The 16,541-nt window shown below is 50.0% G+C and carries 16 protein-coding genes; 11 read left to right on the top strand and 5 right to left on the bottom strand.

Annotated elements, in window-relative coordinates:
- Positions 1-254: 254 nt before the first annotated feature.
- Entirely contained in the window at positions 255-629 is a 375-nt protein-coding gene (locus G006_RS0100360) for a DUF2975 domain-containing protein (RefSeq protein ID WP_231499571.1), read from the top strand.
- Positions 630-750: 121 nt separating this feature from the next.
- On the opposite strand, the gene acnB is transcribed toward G006_RS0100360, so the two are convergent.
- The 3 genes from acnB to G006_RS0100345 are packed head-to-tail and all read right to left on the bottom strand — an operon-like array spanning position 751 to position 4,977.
- Entirely contained in the window at positions 751-3,309 is a 2,559-nt protein-coding gene (gene acnB, locus G006_RS0100355; protein WP_020481161.1) for a bifunctional aconitate hydratase 2/2-methylisocitrate dehydratase, read from the bottom strand.
- 22 nt (positions 3,310-3,331) lie between these two features.
- On the bottom strand, positions 3,332-3,946 hold the full coding sequence (locus G006_RS0100350; protein ID WP_026146737.1) for a Uma2 family endonuclease: 615 nt from the start codon (positions 3,944-3,946) through the stop codon (positions 3,332-3,334).
- 20 nt (positions 3,947-3,966) lie between these two features.
- A complete protein-coding gene (locus G006_RS0100345; protein ID WP_020481159.1) occupies positions 3,967-4,977 on the bottom strand; it encodes an isocitrate/isopropylmalate dehydrogenase family protein in 1,011 nt (336 codons plus the stop codon).
- Positions 4,978-5,297: 320 nt separating this feature from the next.
- Here G006_RS0100345 and G006_RS0100335 point away from each other — a divergent pair, with 320 nt between their 5' ends.
- The 3 genes from G006_RS0100335 to G006_RS0100325 all read left to right on the top strand — a co-directional run bounded on the left by G006_RS0100335 (position 5,298) and on the right by G006_RS0100325 (position 9,511).
- Positions 5,298-6,218 (top strand): ABC transporter ATP-binding protein, encoded by a 921-nt coding sequence (locus G006_RS0100335; RefSeq protein WP_020481157.1) that lies wholly within the window; start codon positions 5,298-5,300, stop codon positions 6,216-6,218.
- On the top strand, positions 6,215-7,510 hold the full coding sequence (locus G006_RS0100330) for an ABC transporter permease (RefSeq protein ID WP_020481156.1): 1,296 nt from the start codon (positions 6,215-6,217) through the stop codon (positions 7,508-7,510). The genes G006_RS0100335 and G006_RS0100330 overlap by 4 nt, the downstream gene beginning before the upstream one ends.
- A 165-nt stretch (positions 7,511-7,675) precedes the next feature.
- Positions 7,676-9,511, top strand: coding sequence for a hybrid sensor histidine kinase/response regulator (locus G006_RS0100325; protein WP_152428769.1), 1,836 nt, complete (start codon positions 7,676-7,678; stop codon positions 9,509-9,511).
- A gap of 129 nt (positions 9,512-9,640) precedes the next feature.
- On the opposite strand, the gene G006_RS0100320 is transcribed toward G006_RS0100325, so the two are convergent.
- Entirely contained in the window at positions 9,641-10,315 is a 675-nt protein-coding gene (locus tag G006_RS0100320) for a response regulator (protein WP_152428768.1), read from the bottom strand.
- Between the two features lie 139 nt (positions 10,316-10,454).
- Here G006_RS0100320 and G006_RS0100315 point away from each other — a divergent pair, with 139 nt between their 5' ends.
- Positions 10,455-10,775 (top strand): hypothetical protein, encoded by a 321-nt coding sequence (locus G006_RS0100315; RefSeq protein ID WP_020481153.1) that lies wholly within the window; start codon positions 10,455-10,457, stop codon positions 10,773-10,775.
- Between the two features lie 21 nt (positions 10,776-10,796).
- On the opposite strand, the gene tnpA is transcribed toward G006_RS0100315, so the two are convergent.
- The gene (tnpA, locus tag G006_RS0100310) at positions 10,797-11,228 is read right to left on the bottom strand and encodes an IS200/IS605 family transposase (protein ID WP_020481152.1); all 432 of its coding nucleotides are present in this window, start codon (positions 11,226-11,228) and stop codon (positions 10,797-10,799) included.
- A 181-nt stretch (positions 11,229-11,409) separates the two neighbouring features.
- Between tnpA and G006_RS0100305 the strand changes: the two genes are divergently transcribed.
- From G006_RS0100305 to G006_RS0100280, 6 genes are all read left to right on the top strand, one after another.
- Positions 11,410-12,108: a hypothetical protein gene (locus G006_RS0100305; RefSeq protein ID WP_020481151.1), complete on the top strand. Its 699-nt coding sequence runs from the start codon at positions 11,410-11,412 to the stop codon at positions 12,106-12,108.
- 174 nt (positions 12,109-12,282) lie between these two features.
- Positions 12,283-12,570 (top strand): hypothetical protein, encoded by a 288-nt coding sequence (locus G006_RS0100300; RefSeq protein WP_152428767.1) that lies wholly within the window; start codon positions 12,283-12,285, stop codon positions 12,568-12,570.
- A gap of 57 nt (positions 12,571-12,627) precedes the next feature.
- Entirely contained in the window at positions 12,628-13,434 is an 807-nt protein-coding gene (locus G006_RS0100295; RefSeq protein ID WP_033193948.1) for a hypothetical protein, read from the top strand.
- A 121-nt stretch (positions 13,435-13,555) separates the two neighbouring features.
- Entirely contained in the window at positions 13,556-14,260 is a 705-nt protein-coding gene (locus G006_RS0100290) for a hypothetical protein (protein ID WP_020481148.1), read from the top strand.
- A gap of 65 nt (positions 14,261-14,325) precedes the next feature.
- On the top strand, positions 14,326-14,850 hold the full coding sequence (locus G006_RS0100285; RefSeq protein WP_020481147.1) for a CHAP domain-containing protein: 525 nt from the start codon (positions 14,326-14,328) through the stop codon (positions 14,848-14,850).
- 100 nt (positions 14,851-14,950) lie between these two features.
- Complete coding sequence (locus G006_RS0100280; RefSeq protein ID WP_020481146.1) at positions 14,951-16,378, top strand: alkaline phosphatase D family protein; 1,428 nt, start codon at positions 14,951-14,953, stop codon at positions 16,376-16,378.
- Positions 16,379-16,541: the final 163 nt, after the last annotated feature.

Here is a 16,541-nt window from a genome sequence, read left to right as displayed (position 1 = left end):
ACTGTGCGAGCATGACAGGCTCAGAAAATTTCGAGCCTAGTAGGCCGATATCGATTGCTGAAATGCGTCGAGCTTAGGGCAGACTGTGTAAAACTTCAAAAGCCATTGTTACTACCATGCCTATTTTCATCATCTGCTGTTTAATATTAAGCACCCTAACCCTAACCCAAAATGCATTTTTACCCTTACTTAATATAGAGGCCGTTTGGGGTGGGTGGGCCTGCCTCGCGGTACTCTTTCTGTTGAGCGGTTGTTTGAAATTAGTACCCGGCAAGATATGGCACGACGGTTTTGCCTGCGCGGGCTTATGGACTTGGTACGGTTACTGGAGCCCGCAATTCAGCGACGGCTCGCCGCAATTCAGCGTGTTTCCGGTCTATTTCGCCTTGCTTAGTAGCTGGATGCTGCTGGGTTTAATTAACAAAAGCCCGCAGTTTGATTGGGAATCGCAAGAATCTTTGCGTTATATGCAAAAATATTTGGCCCGCTTCGACACTTGCGTAGTGGCTGGCTTGGTACTAGTTTGTCTGGCATTGCCGGAGCACTATCTATCCTATCCAATTGCCATGACTTTCTTCATCGTCCGTAGCGCTTTTCAGCGCTGTCTGGAGATTATCGATAGCCTGTGAGCTGTGAGTTCCGAAAAATCGACTCTGCCTGATACTTAAATATATTCCCCTGGAGCAGCGCGGAAACCCATGAATCTGGGTCTCCGCCTGCTGTCCGGCAAGATGGCTAAAATACGCGGAGCTAAGCTACTTCCTTGGCCTTGTCCTGATAGCTGTCGATTTGATCGAAGTTAAGATAACGGTAGGTATCCGCGCTGGTTTGTTCAATGCTGGCCGCGTATTGCATATACTCGGCTACCGTCGGAATTTTGCCCAATAGCGAGCATACCGCCGCCAATTCTGCGGAAGACAGATAGACGTTGGCGCCATTACCTAAACGGTTGGGGAAATTACGGGTCGAGGTGGATACCACCGTCGAACCTTCTGCCACCCGCGCCTGGTTGCCCATACACAAAGAGCAACCAGGCATTTCGGTGCGTGCACCTACTTTGCCGAACGTGCCGTAATAGCCTTCTTTGATCAATTGGTTTTGATCCATTTTGGTCGGCGGCGCTACCCACAAACGGGTTGGCAATGCGCCGGCTTTCTCCAGCAATTTGCCGGCAGCGCGGAAATGGCCGATGTTGGTCATGCAGGAACCGATGAACACCTCATCGATTTTAGTGCCGGCGACTTCGGACAGCGGTTTGATGTCGTCCGGATCGTTCGGGCAAGCTAACAACGGCTCGGTGATTTCGTTCAAATCGATTTCGATAATTTCCGCGTATTCGGCGTCCTTATCTGCTTCCATCAATACCGGATTCGCCAACCAATCTTGCATCGCTTTGATCCGACGTTGGATGGTCCGGACATCGCCGTAACCTTCGGCAATCATCCATTTCAATAAGGTGATGTTGGAGTTTAAATATTCACGAATCGGCGCTTCGTTGAGCTTGATGGTGCAACCACCGGCAGAACGTTCCGCTGAGGCGTCGGACAGTTCGAATGCTTGCTCGACTTTTAAATCCGGCAAACCTTCGATTTCCAGGATGCGGCCGGAAAACACGTTTTTCTTACCCTGCTTCGCCACAGTCAGCGAGCCGCTTTTCAGAGCCGCATAAGGGATGGCGTTCACTAAATCGCGCAAGGTAATACCGGGTTGCATTTGGCCTTTAAAGCGCACTAACACCGATTCCGGCATGTCCAATGGCATCACGCCGGTCGCGGCGGCAAACGCAACCAAACCGGAACCTGCCGGGAAGGAGATACCAATCGGGAAACGGGTATGCGAGTCGCCGCCAGTACCGACAGTATCCGGCAATAGCATGCGGTTCAGCCAGGAGTGAATCACACCGTCACCCGGACGCAACGATACTCCGCCGCGGGTCATGATAAAGTCCGGCAAGGTATGCTGCATTTGCACGTCGACCGGTTTGGGATAAGCGGCGGTGTGGCAGAAGGACTGCATCACCAAATCGGCCGAGAAACCCAAGCACGCCAAGTCTTTCAGTTCATCGCGGGTCATTGGTCCGGTGGTGTCTTGCGAGCCGACCGTGGTCATTTTCGGTTCGCAATAACTGCCCGGTCTAACACCGGCCACGCCGCAGGCTTTACCAACGATTTTTTGCGCCAGGGTAAAACCTTTGCCGCTGTCATGAGCCACGCCCAAGCGGCGGAACACCGTGGAAGCCGGCACGCCCAAAAATTGGCGGGCACGGTCGGTCAAACCCCGGCCGATGATCAACGGAATCCGGCCACCGGCGCGAACTTCGTCAAATATCACTTCGGTTTTTAACGCAAATTCGCAAACGACTTCATCCGTGCCGTGGCGTTTGACCACGCCCAGATAAGGAAAAATATCGATCACATCGCCCATCGCCATCCCGGTAACGTCGCATTCGATGGGCAGTGCGCCGGAATCTTCCATCGTATTAAAGAAAATCGGTGCGATCTTGCCGCCGATGCAGACGCCGCCGCCGCGCTTGTTGGGGATGAACGGAATGTCGTCGCCCATGAACCACAGCACTGAGTTAGTCGCGGATTTACGTGACGAGCCGGTGCCGACCACGTCGCCGACATAGGCTACAGGGAAGCCTTTAGCTTTAAGGTCGATGATTTGCTGTTCGGCGTTAGTGATGCCATCGCGCGGCATTTTCAGCATTGCTTTGGCGTGCAACGGAATATCCGGCCTGGACCAAGCATCGGGCGCGGGCGACAGATCGTCGGTATTGGTTTCGCCGGTAACTTTGAATACGGTGACTGTGAGTTTTTCCGGCACTTCCGGCTTGGCGGTAAACCATTCGGCATCGGCCCAGGATTGCAGCACTTGTTTGGCATAAGCATTGCCGGCTTCGGCTTTTTCTTGCACATCGTGAAAGGCATCGAAGATCAGCAGGATTTGCGACAAGGCTTTCGCTGCAATCGGTGCCAACGCGGAGTTGTCCAGCAATTCGATCAACGGCGCGACGTTGTATCCGCCGAGCATGGTACCGAGCAACTCGGTGGCTTTTTCCGGCGTCAACAACGGCGATGTCGCCTCGCCTTTGGCAACGGCAGTCAGAAAACCGGCTTTAACATACGCGGCTTCATCCACGCCGGCTGGAATGCGGTTGGCCAACAAATCCAGTAGAAAATCGGCTTCGCCAACGGGCGGATTTTTCAATAATTCAACCAACGCCGCGACCTGCTCGGCGTCCAGAGGTTTAGGCACCACACCTTCGGCGGCGCGTTCGGCTACGTGTTTTCGGTATTGTTCTAACATGATGATTTCCGGTGAAAAGATATTAGGCTTGGGATGCTTTGGCTTCGGCGGCGGCTTGTTCGGCGATAAATGTGCGCATATCGTCGTTATCGACTCTGGCATAAATGTCAGCGACACTGAGAGTCAATCCAACCGATTCGAACGGCACGTCATCGCCGAGAAAATAATGGTTGGACACCCAACCCTCGCTGCGCCGGCAGACTTCGACGTCGACGATGTCTTGTTCGATCAGCACGTATTCCTCTAACGTCGGGATAGTTTGATACAAGCGGCGCTTGAGGGTTTCGTCGCGGCGACGGGTCGATCTTGAAAGCACTTCGACGACCAGTACTGCTGCCTCGGCGTAATAGTCATGGGTGGATGTGTCGTTACAGACCACCATGGCATCGGGGTAAAACAAATAGTTACCGATTTTGAGTTTTACGTCGGAGGAGAACGGTTCACATGGTTGGCCACGCAAATGCACGTGCAACGCGGCAGAAACATTACCTTTAATGCGTTCGTGATTTTTACTGGTTCCAGACATCGCCACCAGTTCGCCATCGTCATACTCGTGCTTGATATCGCTCAGTAATTCCGCCGCCAGATAATCTTCGAGAGAAATCCACGTTTGCTCAAACTGTGGTTGCGCGCTCATAACCGCCTCCTCCAATAAAATCAACTCATCGCGTCAACAATGGCCTGACCCATTTCCTTGGTGCCGTATTTACTGTCAGGGTTCAAGTCCGGGGTTACATAGACACCACCGTTCACAACTTTTTCAATGGCGTTTTGCATGCGGGTAGCCGCTTCGTGTTCGCCCAAATGATTAAGCATCATGACGCCTCCCATCATCACTGCGGTAGGGTTAGCGATATTTTTGCCGGCGATGTCGGGTGCACTGCCATGTACCGCTTCGAACAAAGCTGCATCGACACCTATATTCGCGCCGGGAATCAAGCCCAAACCGCCTACCAAACCGGCGGTCAAATCGGACAAAATGTCGCCGAACATATTGGTGGTTACGACTACGTCGAATTGTTCCGGTTTCATGACCATGTGCATGCAGGCCGCGTCCACAATTTTTTCGTCAAATTCAATATCAGGATATTTTGCCGCCACTTCCCTCGCAGCTCTCAAGAACAAGCCCTGGGTGTATTTCAAGATATTGGCCTTATGACAGACCGTTACTTTCTTACGATTGTTGTCGATAGCATATTTGAATGCATATTCGACGATGCGCTCTGAACCGGCCTTGGTTACTACTGCCAAGCTTTCGGCGATGTCTTTGGCCGGCGTCAGATAATGCTCCAAACCCACATACAAGCCTTCGGTGTTCTCGCGAACGATGACAATATCGACATCGTCGTAACGGGTTTTTACACCCTTCCAGCTTTTTGCCGGGCGCACGTTGGCGTAGAGATCGTATTGTTTGCGCAGTTCGACGTTGATGCTTCTAAAACCCTCGCCAACCATCGTGGTTAACGGGCCTTTAAACGCCACCCGAGTTTGGGCGATGGATTCCATCGTGGCATCCGGCAGCGGCGTACCGGTTCTTTCATACGCCGACATGCCGGCGTCCGCCTCATGCCAATGAATTTTCGCACCCGAAGCGTTGATCACCGCCACTGCGGCATCCATGATCGAAGGGCCAATACCATCACCTTTAATCAACGTGACGTTATGCATTCATTTCTCCTACTTGATAATTAAAAATAACAACTCACTGGGCACGCTTGGCTGTATCGCAATTGGCATCAATTCACCCTCGCGATAAAGTGCCTACATAATGAGTAATAATACACAGTTTCGCAGCCCGCCGCATGGGCAAGCCGCAAGCGGATACGCCTTAATTTCTGGCATCCTTTGGCGACACCGCCAAACCCACCCAATAAATCCAGCAAAATTCATACCCAAGCACGGCAGGCCGATAATCGGCGTCCGGCACACAAAAAAGCGGTATCATCGAACCAGCATTATTTCTACCCAAGTCCCGATTAAAACTAACCATGATCACCGTCGACAAGCTGATTTTCGAATACCCCGGCCTGCGCGCTTTGGACGATGTGTCGTTCAACATCGCCGCCGGCAGCATTACTGCGCTGGTCGGCCCTAACGGTGCCGGCAAAACCACGCTTCTGCGTTGCATGGCAGCCTTGGATCAACCGGTCAGCGGTTCGATCAATATCGCCGGCATCGACGTGTTGGAACAACCGCGCGATTGCCATCGGATCATCGGCTATCTGTCTGATTTTTTCGGACTTTATCAACGCTTGACTGTGCGGCAATGCCTGCATTACGTGGCCCGCGCCCAGGGTATTCTTGAAGCTAATTGCGCTGCCGCTATCGACGATGTCAGCCGGCGTTTGCATATCCAAGATCGATTGGAAAATAGCCCAGCCGAATTATCGCGCGGCTTGCGGCAAAGGGTAGCAATAGCGCAAGCCATCATCCACAAACCGCCGGTGGTGTTACTCGACGAGCCAGCCTCCGGCCTGGACCCGGAAGCCCGCCACGAACTAGCCGAGCTGTTTCTGGACTTGCAAGCCCAAGGCATGACACTACTGGTGTCCTCGCACATCCTCGCCGAGCTGGAAGCCTATTGCACCGACATGCTGGTGCTGCGCCAGGGTCGGATCGTCGAGCAAGTGGTGGTAAAGGCGCCGTCATTGCTCAAACCGTTTAAATTGTTGCTAGCTAATCCGATAGAAAACCTGCTCCTGCACCTACAATCCCTGCCCGGTATTAAGGTGCTGAATAGCGACGATAAACAACAAGCCTTATTGCAGCTCGACGGCGACGGCGATGCCGCGCAACAACACCAAGTATTGAAAGCCCTCATCGCGCTGGATTTACCGGTCTGCGAATTCGCTCCGGCAACCAGCAATCTGCAAGACGCTTATCTGCAAACCATCCGCCACAGCTCATGAATCTGAATCCCGAATTTGAACGCCAACTGATTTTGGAATGCTCGCAAGCCCGGCTGGTCGGCGCGCCTGTGGTGTTGGGCGCGGTGTTTACCTTAACCTATTTCCTGGATGACTACCGACTAGGCAACATAACTGCGCAAGCCGCGCTGACGCTATTCATGCTGATTACGCTGCTATGGGGCACCCGGCAAAGCCTGGACAGCATCGTCGAGGAGTACCGTGACCGTACCTGGGACACGCAACGCTTGTCCGCCCTCGGCCCCTGGCAAATGACCTGGGGCAAACTGCTTGGTAGCACCAGCATGGCCTGGTATTGCGCCGGCATCTGTTTATTGGTTCATGCGCTAGCCACCGACAATCCGGCCGCCCTACCCTTGCTGTTTTTTTACACTATTGGCACCGCATTATTGGTGCAAAGCACCGGTCTATTGCTGGGTTTACTGGCAGTGCAACGCGGTCAGCTTAAAACCGGGTCGATACTGATTTTGGTACTGGTGGGTTTTATCGTTTTCATGCCGTCACTGACCGATCTAACCGATACGGCAAATTATTTGCCCGGTAATTTCCAAAGTAATTCCTGGTACAGCTTGACTGTTAACGCGCAGACTTTGCACCAAATAAGCCTATTTTTCGCCTTATTCTGGTGCATGATGGGCAGCTATCGCTTGTTGGCACAAGACTTGGGGTTGCGAAATTTACCCTGGGCCTGGCTGGGTTTTACGCTGTTTTTGATCGTGTATTTGGGCGGCTTTATTCCCAGCTCCAGCTACTCGTTTTCCCTGGCTGCTTTTGCGGTTTGCAGTGTGTTGACTTACGTCGGAGTGATCGTCGAACGGCACGAACCAATGCGTATCAAGCGCTTGCTGGACTATTACCGACAAGCCAACTGGCGCCGAGTTGGCGAAGAACTGCCCATGAGCGCATTGAGTTTTGCACTAAGCCTGCCGTTTGCGATATTTCTAAGCTTCCAAGAGCAACGATTTGCCTGGCTGGACATCTCCCTGCATGCCTATCCACTGGCTATCGCACTTTTAGTACTACGCGATTGCACCATTTACCTGTTTTTTTGCTACGGCAAAAATCCGCAACGCGCGTTTAGCCTGAGTTTACTGTCCGCAGCGCTGCTGTACGGCATCCTCCCCGGCCTGTTTGCCGCCATCGGCATGACCGGCGTTTCAGCCTTATTCTTTCCGCTGTGGGCAGAGTCTGCATTTTCTGCGTTAGCCTGTGCTGCGCTGCAATGCGCACTGATTTTACGTCTGCTCTACCAACGCTGGCGAAAAAGCGTTTAACGCCAGCAGAACCTGTCTGTGCGTTAGCTAACTTAACTTGCTTAAGCCCGCCAGAATAGAGAGAATAAAGCCAAACTACAAAAACAACAATAACTTGGCTATCGGAAAAACTGATGCGCCCTTTGCGCCGCACCGAGTACGATGGTTGCGACCGGGACCCGCGGCATGCGCAAACCAAATCCATTCATAGAGCATTTTTCCAGCCAGGCTTTTTTTCGGGCACCCGCCCGTCGCCCGCTCGAGCGTTTACTCGATACCAAGCTGTCGCTCAGCCCCATCAAACTATTTGCCATCCCCCAGTTTGACGAAGACACCGAACGACAATTTTGGGAAGAACGTTATCTGGTGTTGCTTAGCCCCCTAAAATGGGCTCTGGGCTTGGGCGCCGCCGCATTCCTGGCCTACATCCTGCTGGATCTAAAGATTGGCAATACCTCAAATACCGAAGCGTTGTTAAGGCTGCCTATCGTCCTGGTGCTGGTGGGTTTATTCAGATATCTACATGTCTGCGTGGAAGCGGTAGCCAAAATCAACACCATCGCCAAACTCAGCGCCGGACTGTCCGCAGCCAATTTAATCGCCGTCTTGTTATACGACGGCAACCCCCGCTACTACGCTGAAACCTGGCCGGCCCTGCTGCCCATGTATTTTTTCAGTTACGGGCAAATGTTCATGTCTTTGCGGGCAACAATAGGTTTTGGCTGGAGCACCGCGCTAACCATGCCGATAGCCGGCTATTGGCTTGGACTGACCGTGATTGACTTGATCCCGTCTATCCTAAATCTTTGCATCGTCAATATCTTTGGCGTCTGCACCCGCTGCCAACTGGAAGCTTACGCCCGCAAATCCTTCCGCGAAAAACGTAAAGCTCAACTCAGCGCCGACGACAAAACCCGCTTCTTACAGCAAATGGGCCACAATCTGCGCCAACCTCTGCAAGCCTTGGCCTGCTATGCCGCGGTATTGGACACCGCGCAAACAAACCCACCTAGCAATGGCGCGGCGTTTATGCTCAATCGCATGGGCATGGTGATAGACGAATTGAACGCCGCCTTTAACCACGTATTGGATATCGCCAACCTGGAAACTGGTCGGCAAATTCCGCAGCCGACCAGTATCGATCTGAATACGCTGCTGACCGGCTTGGAAAATCAATACGCCCCGCAAGCCGCCAAGCGCGGTATCCGGCTTAAAGTAGTTTTACGCCGCCAGGAGCCTTACAACCTATGCAGCGACAGCAACATCCTGCGGCAAATCCTCGGCAATTTGCTTGATAACGCCATCAAATATACCGAGAGCGGCTGGATACTGGTGTCGGCAGTCAAAACCGGCAAGCAACATCTGACCTTGCATGTTTGCGACAGCGGCCCGGGGATTGCGGCAGACATGCGCGAAGAGGTATTCAAGGAATTTGTTCGCAACCAGCGTCGCCAGAACGACAACACAGTGCCGGGCCTGGGCATAGGCTTGGCTTATGTGGCCGCAGCCGTTAAATGTTTACCAGAACACAGTCTGCGCTTGGTATGTGGTTCGCGTTTTGGCTGCGACTTTAAACTCCAACTACCGATTGCCGAGACGACAACGGCTGCAACCAGCGGATTAGATAAAGAAGGCGACTTTTCCGGCTACTTTGTGATGGTGGTGGACGACGATGCCGAGGTATTACAAGCCATCGCCAAGCAACTAAGGGCCTGGGGCTGCCTCGTGCAAGAAGCGTCTTCGCTGGCGGAAACCGCCGAATTGCTAGCCGAAAACGATAGAGACCCGGATTTATTAATCACCGACTTTTACCTGGGCAACCGCGAAACTGCTCACGATATCATCGCCGCCGTTCACGCTTCCTGCGGCCCAGCGCCGACCATGATCCTCTCCGCCCGCGCCATCTCAGACCAAGAGAAAGTTACGTTACCGGAACACACCGCCATTCTGCGTAAACCTGCCGGTGCCAAAGCACTGAGGGAAACCATGGTTAAAACCATGCAGATAACCAAATCCGTGTGAAGGATAGTCGACAAAGAAAATCCGTTTATTAACCAATGGCGTAAAGTTAAGCTTTGGCGCTATTAATTCCCCTCTTTGAAGAAGAGGGGCCAGGGGAGATTTTATATAAATACCCCAACTTCGAAGCCATCAATTGCCCACCCCCGGCTTTCCAAACACAATCCCCCGCTCAAACACTTTAACCAACAACTCAGTACGCTTAGCGACCCCAAATTTTTGATAAATCGGCCGCAGATGATTGCGCACAGTTTGCTCTTCTATCCCCAACTGCCGAGCAATCTGCTTATTGCCTATCCCTTGCACCAACCAAGTCAGCACCTCGAACTCTCGCGGCGTCAGACCTAAACTGGCCGAATCAGTTACGCCGGGTATTTCTGTAACACTACTAGCATCCAAACTAACGACGCGTTGCGGCCCCACCGCCGATGCCGGCAAATACACCTTGCCAGCCAATACATCCCGCAACGCATCGACAAAGACCTGCCGAGACACTGTCTTAACGATAAACCCCATCGCCCCCAAACGCAGCGCCTGAAAAACCAACTCCCTATCGCCCAACCCGGAAAACATCACCACGCACAAATCCGGAAAGGCTTCCTTCAATTCCTCCAGACCCGCCAACCCGTCTTTTCCGGGCAATTGCACATCCAACATAACCAGATTCAACGGCGTTTGCTTTGCCAACAGCAACCCGTCGTCAAGGCTCTCAGCTTCGAACACTTGCAACTCAGGGATGATTTGTTTCAACAAACACGCCACGCCCTCACGGGCGCAGAAATGGTCGTCAATTAACAAAATATTCACAATCACAAATCTCCCAGTAAACGCCTTTATTTGATTCTACTCGCGGTAAGTTTTGAAATAAATCCAGTACGTTTGTACTGGTACGGAAAACAACTGGCAATTTCAAAGCAATATGATCAAACTTTCATCAGGATAAATCTTGATTTTCAACTTATTGAAAAGTGGACTTTACACTATGCATTATTTCAAGCAGTTCATTATTTTATTCGCTTCATTAATTATTTCTGGCTGTTCTTTGCTAAATGGTTCACCTGAATCCCCAATAGATATCGATAAGATCAGTGCCGAGATCACGCCGAAATTAGAAAAGTTCGACTCCAACCAAATTACTGATCCTTCAACCCGCAATATAGCAATCAGCCAAGCCCTGACAGTAAAGTATCCCCCGGCAAAGCCGGGGGCTTTATGTTGTGAACCGCTCAAAGCGGTAAATAGGGTCGCTAACGCGGCCCTTTCATAATAGCCGCCAATAAGCGGCGACTCATTGCCAAAGGTTCAGTTGTTCAATTCGCTGGTCTTCCTGTTCTTGATGCCGGATATATTCCCGAATCATCGTCTCATCCCGACCCACGGTCGATACAAAGTAACCTCTTGCCCAAAAATGCTGGCCTACAAAATTTCGCTTCTTTTCACCATAAACCCGTGCCAAATGAATCGCGCTCTTCCCTTTGATGTAACCTATTACCTGTGAAACCGCATATTTCGGCGGAATCGAAATCAGCATATGCACATGATCCGGCATCAAGTGACCTTCCAATATTCGACTCTCTTTTTGGCTCGCTAGCCTTCGAAACACCTCACCCAAATGTTTACGCAACTCCTTGTACAGCGTTCGGCGACGGCATTTCGGAATAAACACCACATGATATTTGCACTCCCATTTCGAGTGACTTAAGCTCTCGTTCTCGTCCATCAGGCTCTCCTCTTCGCGTTTGCTTGGCGGCTCACGCGTCCGAGTGTCCTGATGGACTCCTCTAAATGTCAAACTTCAGCTGTCTCCCCGGCAGAGCCGGGGGATTTCTCATTTTTGGTTAATTGATTTGCGTTATGCCTAGTTCGTTAATAACGCCGGATTACAACAACGTACAAAAGACATGGTCTTCGACTTTGCGGAGCTATCGCTAAACCTAGCCGGAACTGCCGTTGGTACTGCAGGTACCAAAACACTATTGGCTGCTCTATCCACCGGTATATCCGGTACCAATATCGCCTTCGACAAAAACTTTATTTACGAATCCACAGTACCCGCATTAATTATGCAGATGAATGCCGATCGTGCTGAACTCTATAGGATGATCGCAACCGGCATGCAATCAACTTCGACATCAGGCCAAAACGGATACTCATGGGCACAAGCGGTGCATGATCTAATTGACTATTACAACGCCGGTACTCTTCAACACGCGATTAACTCAATCAAGAAAAATGCTGGTAGCAAGCAAGTTGCCGAGGAAAAACTGACTAAGGACTTATTAATGCCGCAACTTGCTACAGAAGACGACGTGAAAATGCGAGCTTCCATCACCAGTAGCTTAAAAAACATTACGGAACAAAATCTAGCCAAGGTAAAAACCAGCTTCGGCCCCCTGAGTAAAGGGTTAGTTCATCTAAACGGATGCAAGATTCTTGGAGAAAATACGGAAGCAACTATTTCAGTTGCAGACGCCAAAAATCTGCTAATCGAATGTATTCGGGATGTCAGCGAAGAAAAAAACAAAGGTGTAACATTTAAAGACGATCTGACCGAAATCAAACAGCAATTTATTACGGTTGGTCTGATTCCAACCAGTTAGGTCATTCTACTTATACACCAAAAAGGGAGCCTCTAAAAATAAAGCAAACTCCTTCTCTCACGGGGAGAAGGTTGGGATCGGGGAATTAAAATCAATTGTTCACATCCCTCACCCTAGATCCGGAGGGAAAGAGAGTTTTTAGAGGTTCCCAAAAATCAATGGAGATTTTTCACTATGAGAATGCGCGGTTATGAAGGCCATTTGAGCCTTGATCAATTACAAACGCAAATACGCTTCGAAGAGGCTGGTTCGTTGGAATTATTCGATTGCGTGACGGCTACTGACAAAAACAACAAACCTCTTAATGTGTGTAAATTTAACGAACTTCCTCCAGGCGACATACCAAAAGATATTTTCTTGGCTGTTACAAATTCACCCAAACCGGCTGGCGCAACCAACAAAGTTTTAACTGACACAGTCATAGTAAACAATCAATTTACGACCGTAGATTTTTATCGGTGAAAAATCAACTATTAATTAATTTATAGGCATTAAATCCGAATGTATTTTGGAGGGAAAATGGCAGGAATCAACTTCACGCCCGCATTACGAATCGAATATGACCGATTATTCAATACCTGCATCATAAACGCAGGTAAACTAACAGAGGTTGGAAAATTATGTGATCAACTAATTGCCAATCGCGCTCGTTACCAAAATATCGGCAATAACTTGGGAATACCGTGGTTTTTCATTGCCGTGATTCATAACATGGAATCCAGTCAAAAATTCTCGAAACACTTGCATAATGGTGACCCACTCACTGCTCGTACCGTTCAAGTCCCTGCTGGCCGCCCACGCACAGGCAATCCGCCTTTTACCTGGGAAGAAAGCGCTTCCGATGCACTAGTGATGCATAATCTTAATGGGAATAACGATTGGTCTACCGCCGGAGTGCTCTATCAGCTGGAAGCCTACAACGGTTGGGGTTATCGAAAGCACCACCCTGAAGTTTTAAGTCCTTACCTTTGGTCTTTTTCGAATCATTACAGCAGTGGAAAGTACATTGCCGACGGCACATGGTCAGACACGGCGATTTCCAGGCAATGCGGAGCAGCGGTTTTGTTGCGACGAATGGCAGAGCTTGGTGAAATTGACTTTACCGATCAGCCACGACCTGTTGAATCGCCCACCCCATTGGTAGTCAGTTATTCCGAAACCAAGTCCGAAGACCTGAGCACGATTAAACAGGCTGAGGATTTGCAACGCTGGCTTAATACCTTTTCTGGTGTGTTCGTATTGATTGATGGCGTACCGGGAAAGAAAACTTCGGACGCTTTCAAACAGGTTACAGGTTCGTTTTTACCGGATGACCCTAGAAACTAGATTTGTCTGAATTACCGGTAAATATATAAATCGGAAAAATGGTCAGATTCCCCGAGGCAAAGCTGATTGTTAATTGCCTAGGCTTTTATGATACTGAGCAAATCCCTCCTTAATTGCAAATATGGACGCTGAAACTCTTGAAGAAAAAGAACTTATTTCTCTAGAGCGAACAAAGCTCGAAAGAGAACGGCTTGAGTTCGAGCAAAAGAAACTACAACGCATGACAATCGGAGTCTCGACGGTTGCAGTCCTCGTATCGCTTCTTCAGGTCGGCGTCGCCTATTTACAAAGTCGCCTCTCAACTGCGCAGACAGTTGAGAAATTCATTCCGTACCTTCAAAAACAGGAAACTCGTGATGCAGCTTTACTAACTATGTCAGGATTCGTCGATCAGCAATTTGTCACGCAGTTAGCCGAAAAGTTGATAGCAACCACCGTTCTCGAAACATTTCAGGTAAAAGGAAGTGAGCGGGAAAAATCACAAGCAACCGCAGCGCTTTCCGAGTTGGATAGAAAGCGTAGAGTTTTAATTGACAAGATCTTTGACTCCAGTAAACCCGCGCGAATCGAAGCGACGACCGAACTAATTCGCCAGTGGAGTACGGATCCCAACATCATCCCGCAGCTTATTGAAGTGGCATCAGCAAAGCTCGCGAATCAGAGTGGTATTGTCAACACATTGGTGATTTTACGAGAAACTCCCCCTGATATCCTTAGAGCAAACGCCGAGGATCTTGCGTCGTTTTTGAGTAAAGCAAAGTTGAATGGTCCTCAAACAGCTGGACTTGTAGCAGATGTGGAAAATCGCGCAACGGCTTCGCGTTAACACGAGGAATGATATTGCGAGGTTTTTCAAATATTGACACTGGAGCAACTCATAGGAGACAAAAAATGAATGAAAACGTAGCTAAATTGATTGCAATTGCAGAAAATGAGGTCGGCACCCGCGAAGGCGCCACAAACAATACCGGCGCACGCATAGTCGAGTATCAGGGGGCAACTTGGTTGGCACCAGGTGCATGGCCTTGGTGCGCAGCGTTTACAGCCTGGATAATGCGGGAATGGCTCGAAGATGAGAGAGTTCGAGAAGCATTAAATTTGCCATCGTTTTCCCTAGCGGATAAATGGCGCTGTAAAGATGCGAGTGCGTTTGGTTGGGAAAAATGGGCAAAACAAAAAAATTTGCTCGTACTGCCGGAAACAGAAAAAGCCAAGGCCGGCGATTTCGTTATATTCGATTTCTCACATATTGCTTTAGTTGTAAAAGATCAAACTACAGTAAAAGAAAAACTCATAACAATTGAGGGTAATACTAACGGCAAGGGTGATCGAGATAGTGAAACTGGCGATGGCGTGTGGCGAAAAGAACGCCAACCAAGCTTAACCAAAAGCTACGTCCGGATAATACCTGTGTGATCGACTAGTTGTTCACTCTATCAGCTCTGCGCCCTAGCCTCCTGAAATAGACTTCTGAGCATCGGCAACACCCAAGACGAGTCAAATAAGAGGAACCAACATGACCATCACCCTAGGCCCCATCATCGGCCACACCACCGACACTTCGGTCAAAATCTGGATACGCGGCGCGAAAGGCCCTAATCATGCCAGTCGCGAGTTTTGTTACGGTGCTTTTGATGTATACGATGGCGCCAAATTGGTCGCGTCGAAATATTGCTTTTTAAAGGATTATTACGATTTTACCGGAGTAGTGAAATTCGATGGCTTAAAAGCCAATACCGCTTATCGGGTGGAATGCGGTCTTATCTATAAGCGTGACGCACAAGCGCCGGCTACCGATGTTTTGGTGCAGGGACCAGTCGTGAATAGCACCGAAAAAGTCGGCACCACGTTTAAAACTCACCGGCCCAGCAACGATACCACGCTAAATTTTGTATTCGGTTCCTGCCGCTATTTGTATTGGGACAATTTTGTCTTGAATGACGCAGAAAAAGGGGACAAGACTTTCCGTTCCATTTTCACTCAGCATCAACAAAATCCGTTGGATTTCTTTTTGGCGGTGGGTGATCAGGTGTATGCCGATCCCTTGAACAAGTTGCATGAGTATTCCAACTTCGACGAGTTGTGCGAGATTTATCGCAAGTCATTTAAATTGCCGAATATCCGCGAATTGATGAGTTGCGTGCCCACTTATATGATTCTGGACGATCATGAAATTCGTAACGACTGGTCGAAAAACCAGATGCGCGATGAGAACAGCGGTTTTTTCGCGACGCGGATGCGGGCCTATGCCTCTTACCAGCACCTCCATAATCCCGATACTCCCAACGGTCAGTTTTGGTATACCTTCGACAAAGGACCATTTCCGTTTTTCGTGATGGATACCCGCACCTTGCGGATTAGCGAAGCGACCAGCATAGAAGGTAAAACCATGCTCGGCCGCGAGCAGCTCAATGCGTTTTTGGAGTGGTTGCATGAATACCGCAATGCGCCCTTTAAATTCGTGGTGTCCAGCGTCCCTTTCTTCCCGGACCCTAAGCCTATGAAAGGCAGCGATGACAAATGGGCCGGCTTTAACGACGAGCGCAGCATGATCCTGGAATTCATTCGCGTGGAAGGGATTAGCGACGTGGTGTTTTTGTCCGGAGACGTGCACAACTCCAGTTTTGCACGGATGCGTTGCTACCAGGACCCACAGTTTTTGTTGACCTCGTTGGTATCATCGCCATTTTATTGGCCCTACCCGCACGAAAGCCAAAGCGATTTTTACGGCGGCAGGACGCTGGAATTTATGCAGTGGTCGGACGGTAGCCGCAGGTTGCGCGACCGGATTGAATATCGCTACGAGGGTGAAGGCTTTATCGGCGACGAGAGCTTTACCCGAGTTTCGGTGGATATTGGTAAGGGCAGGCCTTGGTGTAGCGCGGAGATTTTTGATAGGAAAGGTCAACTGTTTCGTCAATATTCCAAAGCGTTTTTGTTTTAGGGCTTGCCTAAACGCTTCCACTCTCAGAGCAAAATGCTTGCTTTGTTGGAAACCATTCCCGCTCCCTCATTTTATTCTCCTCACCCCAACCCTCTCCAGCTGGAGAGGGAGCTTTATTTGTTATGGTTGGAGCATTTTTGGATTGCCGCTTTCGCGGGAATGA

It is taken from the genome of Methylomonas sp. MK1 (assembly GCF_000365425.1).
Classification (GTDB): domain Bacteria; phylum Pseudomonadota; class Gammaproteobacteria; order Methylococcales; family Methylomonadaceae; genus Methylomonas.
Note: the sequence above shows the minus strand (reverse complement) of the source record. Positions and strands in the feature narration are given on the sequence as shown.

What these genes read in the sequence shown, in the direction of transcription:
- acnB (WP_020481161.1), bottom strand. Translation starts at nt 3,309, where the DNA reads ATGTTAGAACAATACCGAAAACACGTAGCCGAACGCGCCGCCGAAGGT.
- G006_RS0100350 (WP_026146737.1), bottom strand. Translation starts at nt 3,946, where the DNA reads ATGAGCGCGCAACCACAGTTTGAGCAAACGTGGATTTCTCTCGAAGAT.
- G006_RS0100345 (WP_020481159.1), bottom strand. Translation starts at nt 4,977, where the DNA reads ATGCATAACGTCACGTTGATTAAAGGTGATGGTATTGGCCCTTCGATC.
- G006_RS0100335 (WP_020481157.1), top strand. Translation starts at nt 5,298, where the DNA reads ATGATCACCGTCGACAAGCTGATTTTCGAATACCCCGGCCTGCGCGCT.
- G006_RS0100330 (WP_020481156.1), top strand. Translation starts at nt 6,215, where the DNA reads ATGAATCTGAATCCCGAATTTGAACGCCAACTGATTTTGGAATGCTCG.
- G006_RS0100325 (WP_152428769.1), top strand. Translation starts at nt 7,676, where the DNA reads ATGCGCAAACCAAATCCATTCATAGAGCATTTTTCCAGCCAGGCTTTT.
- tnpA (WP_020481152.1), bottom strand. Translation starts at nt 11,228, where the DNA reads ATGGACGAGAACGAGAGCTTAAGTCACTCGAAATGGGAGTGCAAATAT.
- G006_RS0100305 (WP_020481151.1), top strand. Translation starts at nt 11,410, where the DNA reads ATGGTCTTCGACTTTGCGGAGCTATCGCTAAACCTAGCCGGAACTGCC.
- G006_RS0100300 (WP_152428767.1), top strand. Translation starts at nt 12,283, where the DNA reads ATGAGAATGCGCGGTTATGAAGGCCATTTGAGCCTTGATCAATTACAA.
- G006_RS0100295 (WP_033193948.1), top strand. Translation starts at nt 12,628, where the DNA reads ATGGCAGGAATCAACTTCACGCCCGCATTACGAATCGAATATGACCGA.
- G006_RS0100290 (WP_020481148.1), top strand. Translation starts at nt 13,556, where the DNA reads ATGGACGCTGAAACTCTTGAAGAAAAAGAACTTATTTCTCTAGAGCGA.
- G006_RS0100285 (WP_020481147.1), top strand. Translation starts at nt 14,326, where the DNA reads ATGAATGAAAACGTAGCTAAATTGATTGCAATTGCAGAAAATGAGGTC.
- G006_RS0100280 (WP_020481146.1), top strand. Translation starts at nt 14,951, where the DNA reads ATGACCATCACCCTAGGCCCCATCATCGGCCACACCACCGACACTTCG.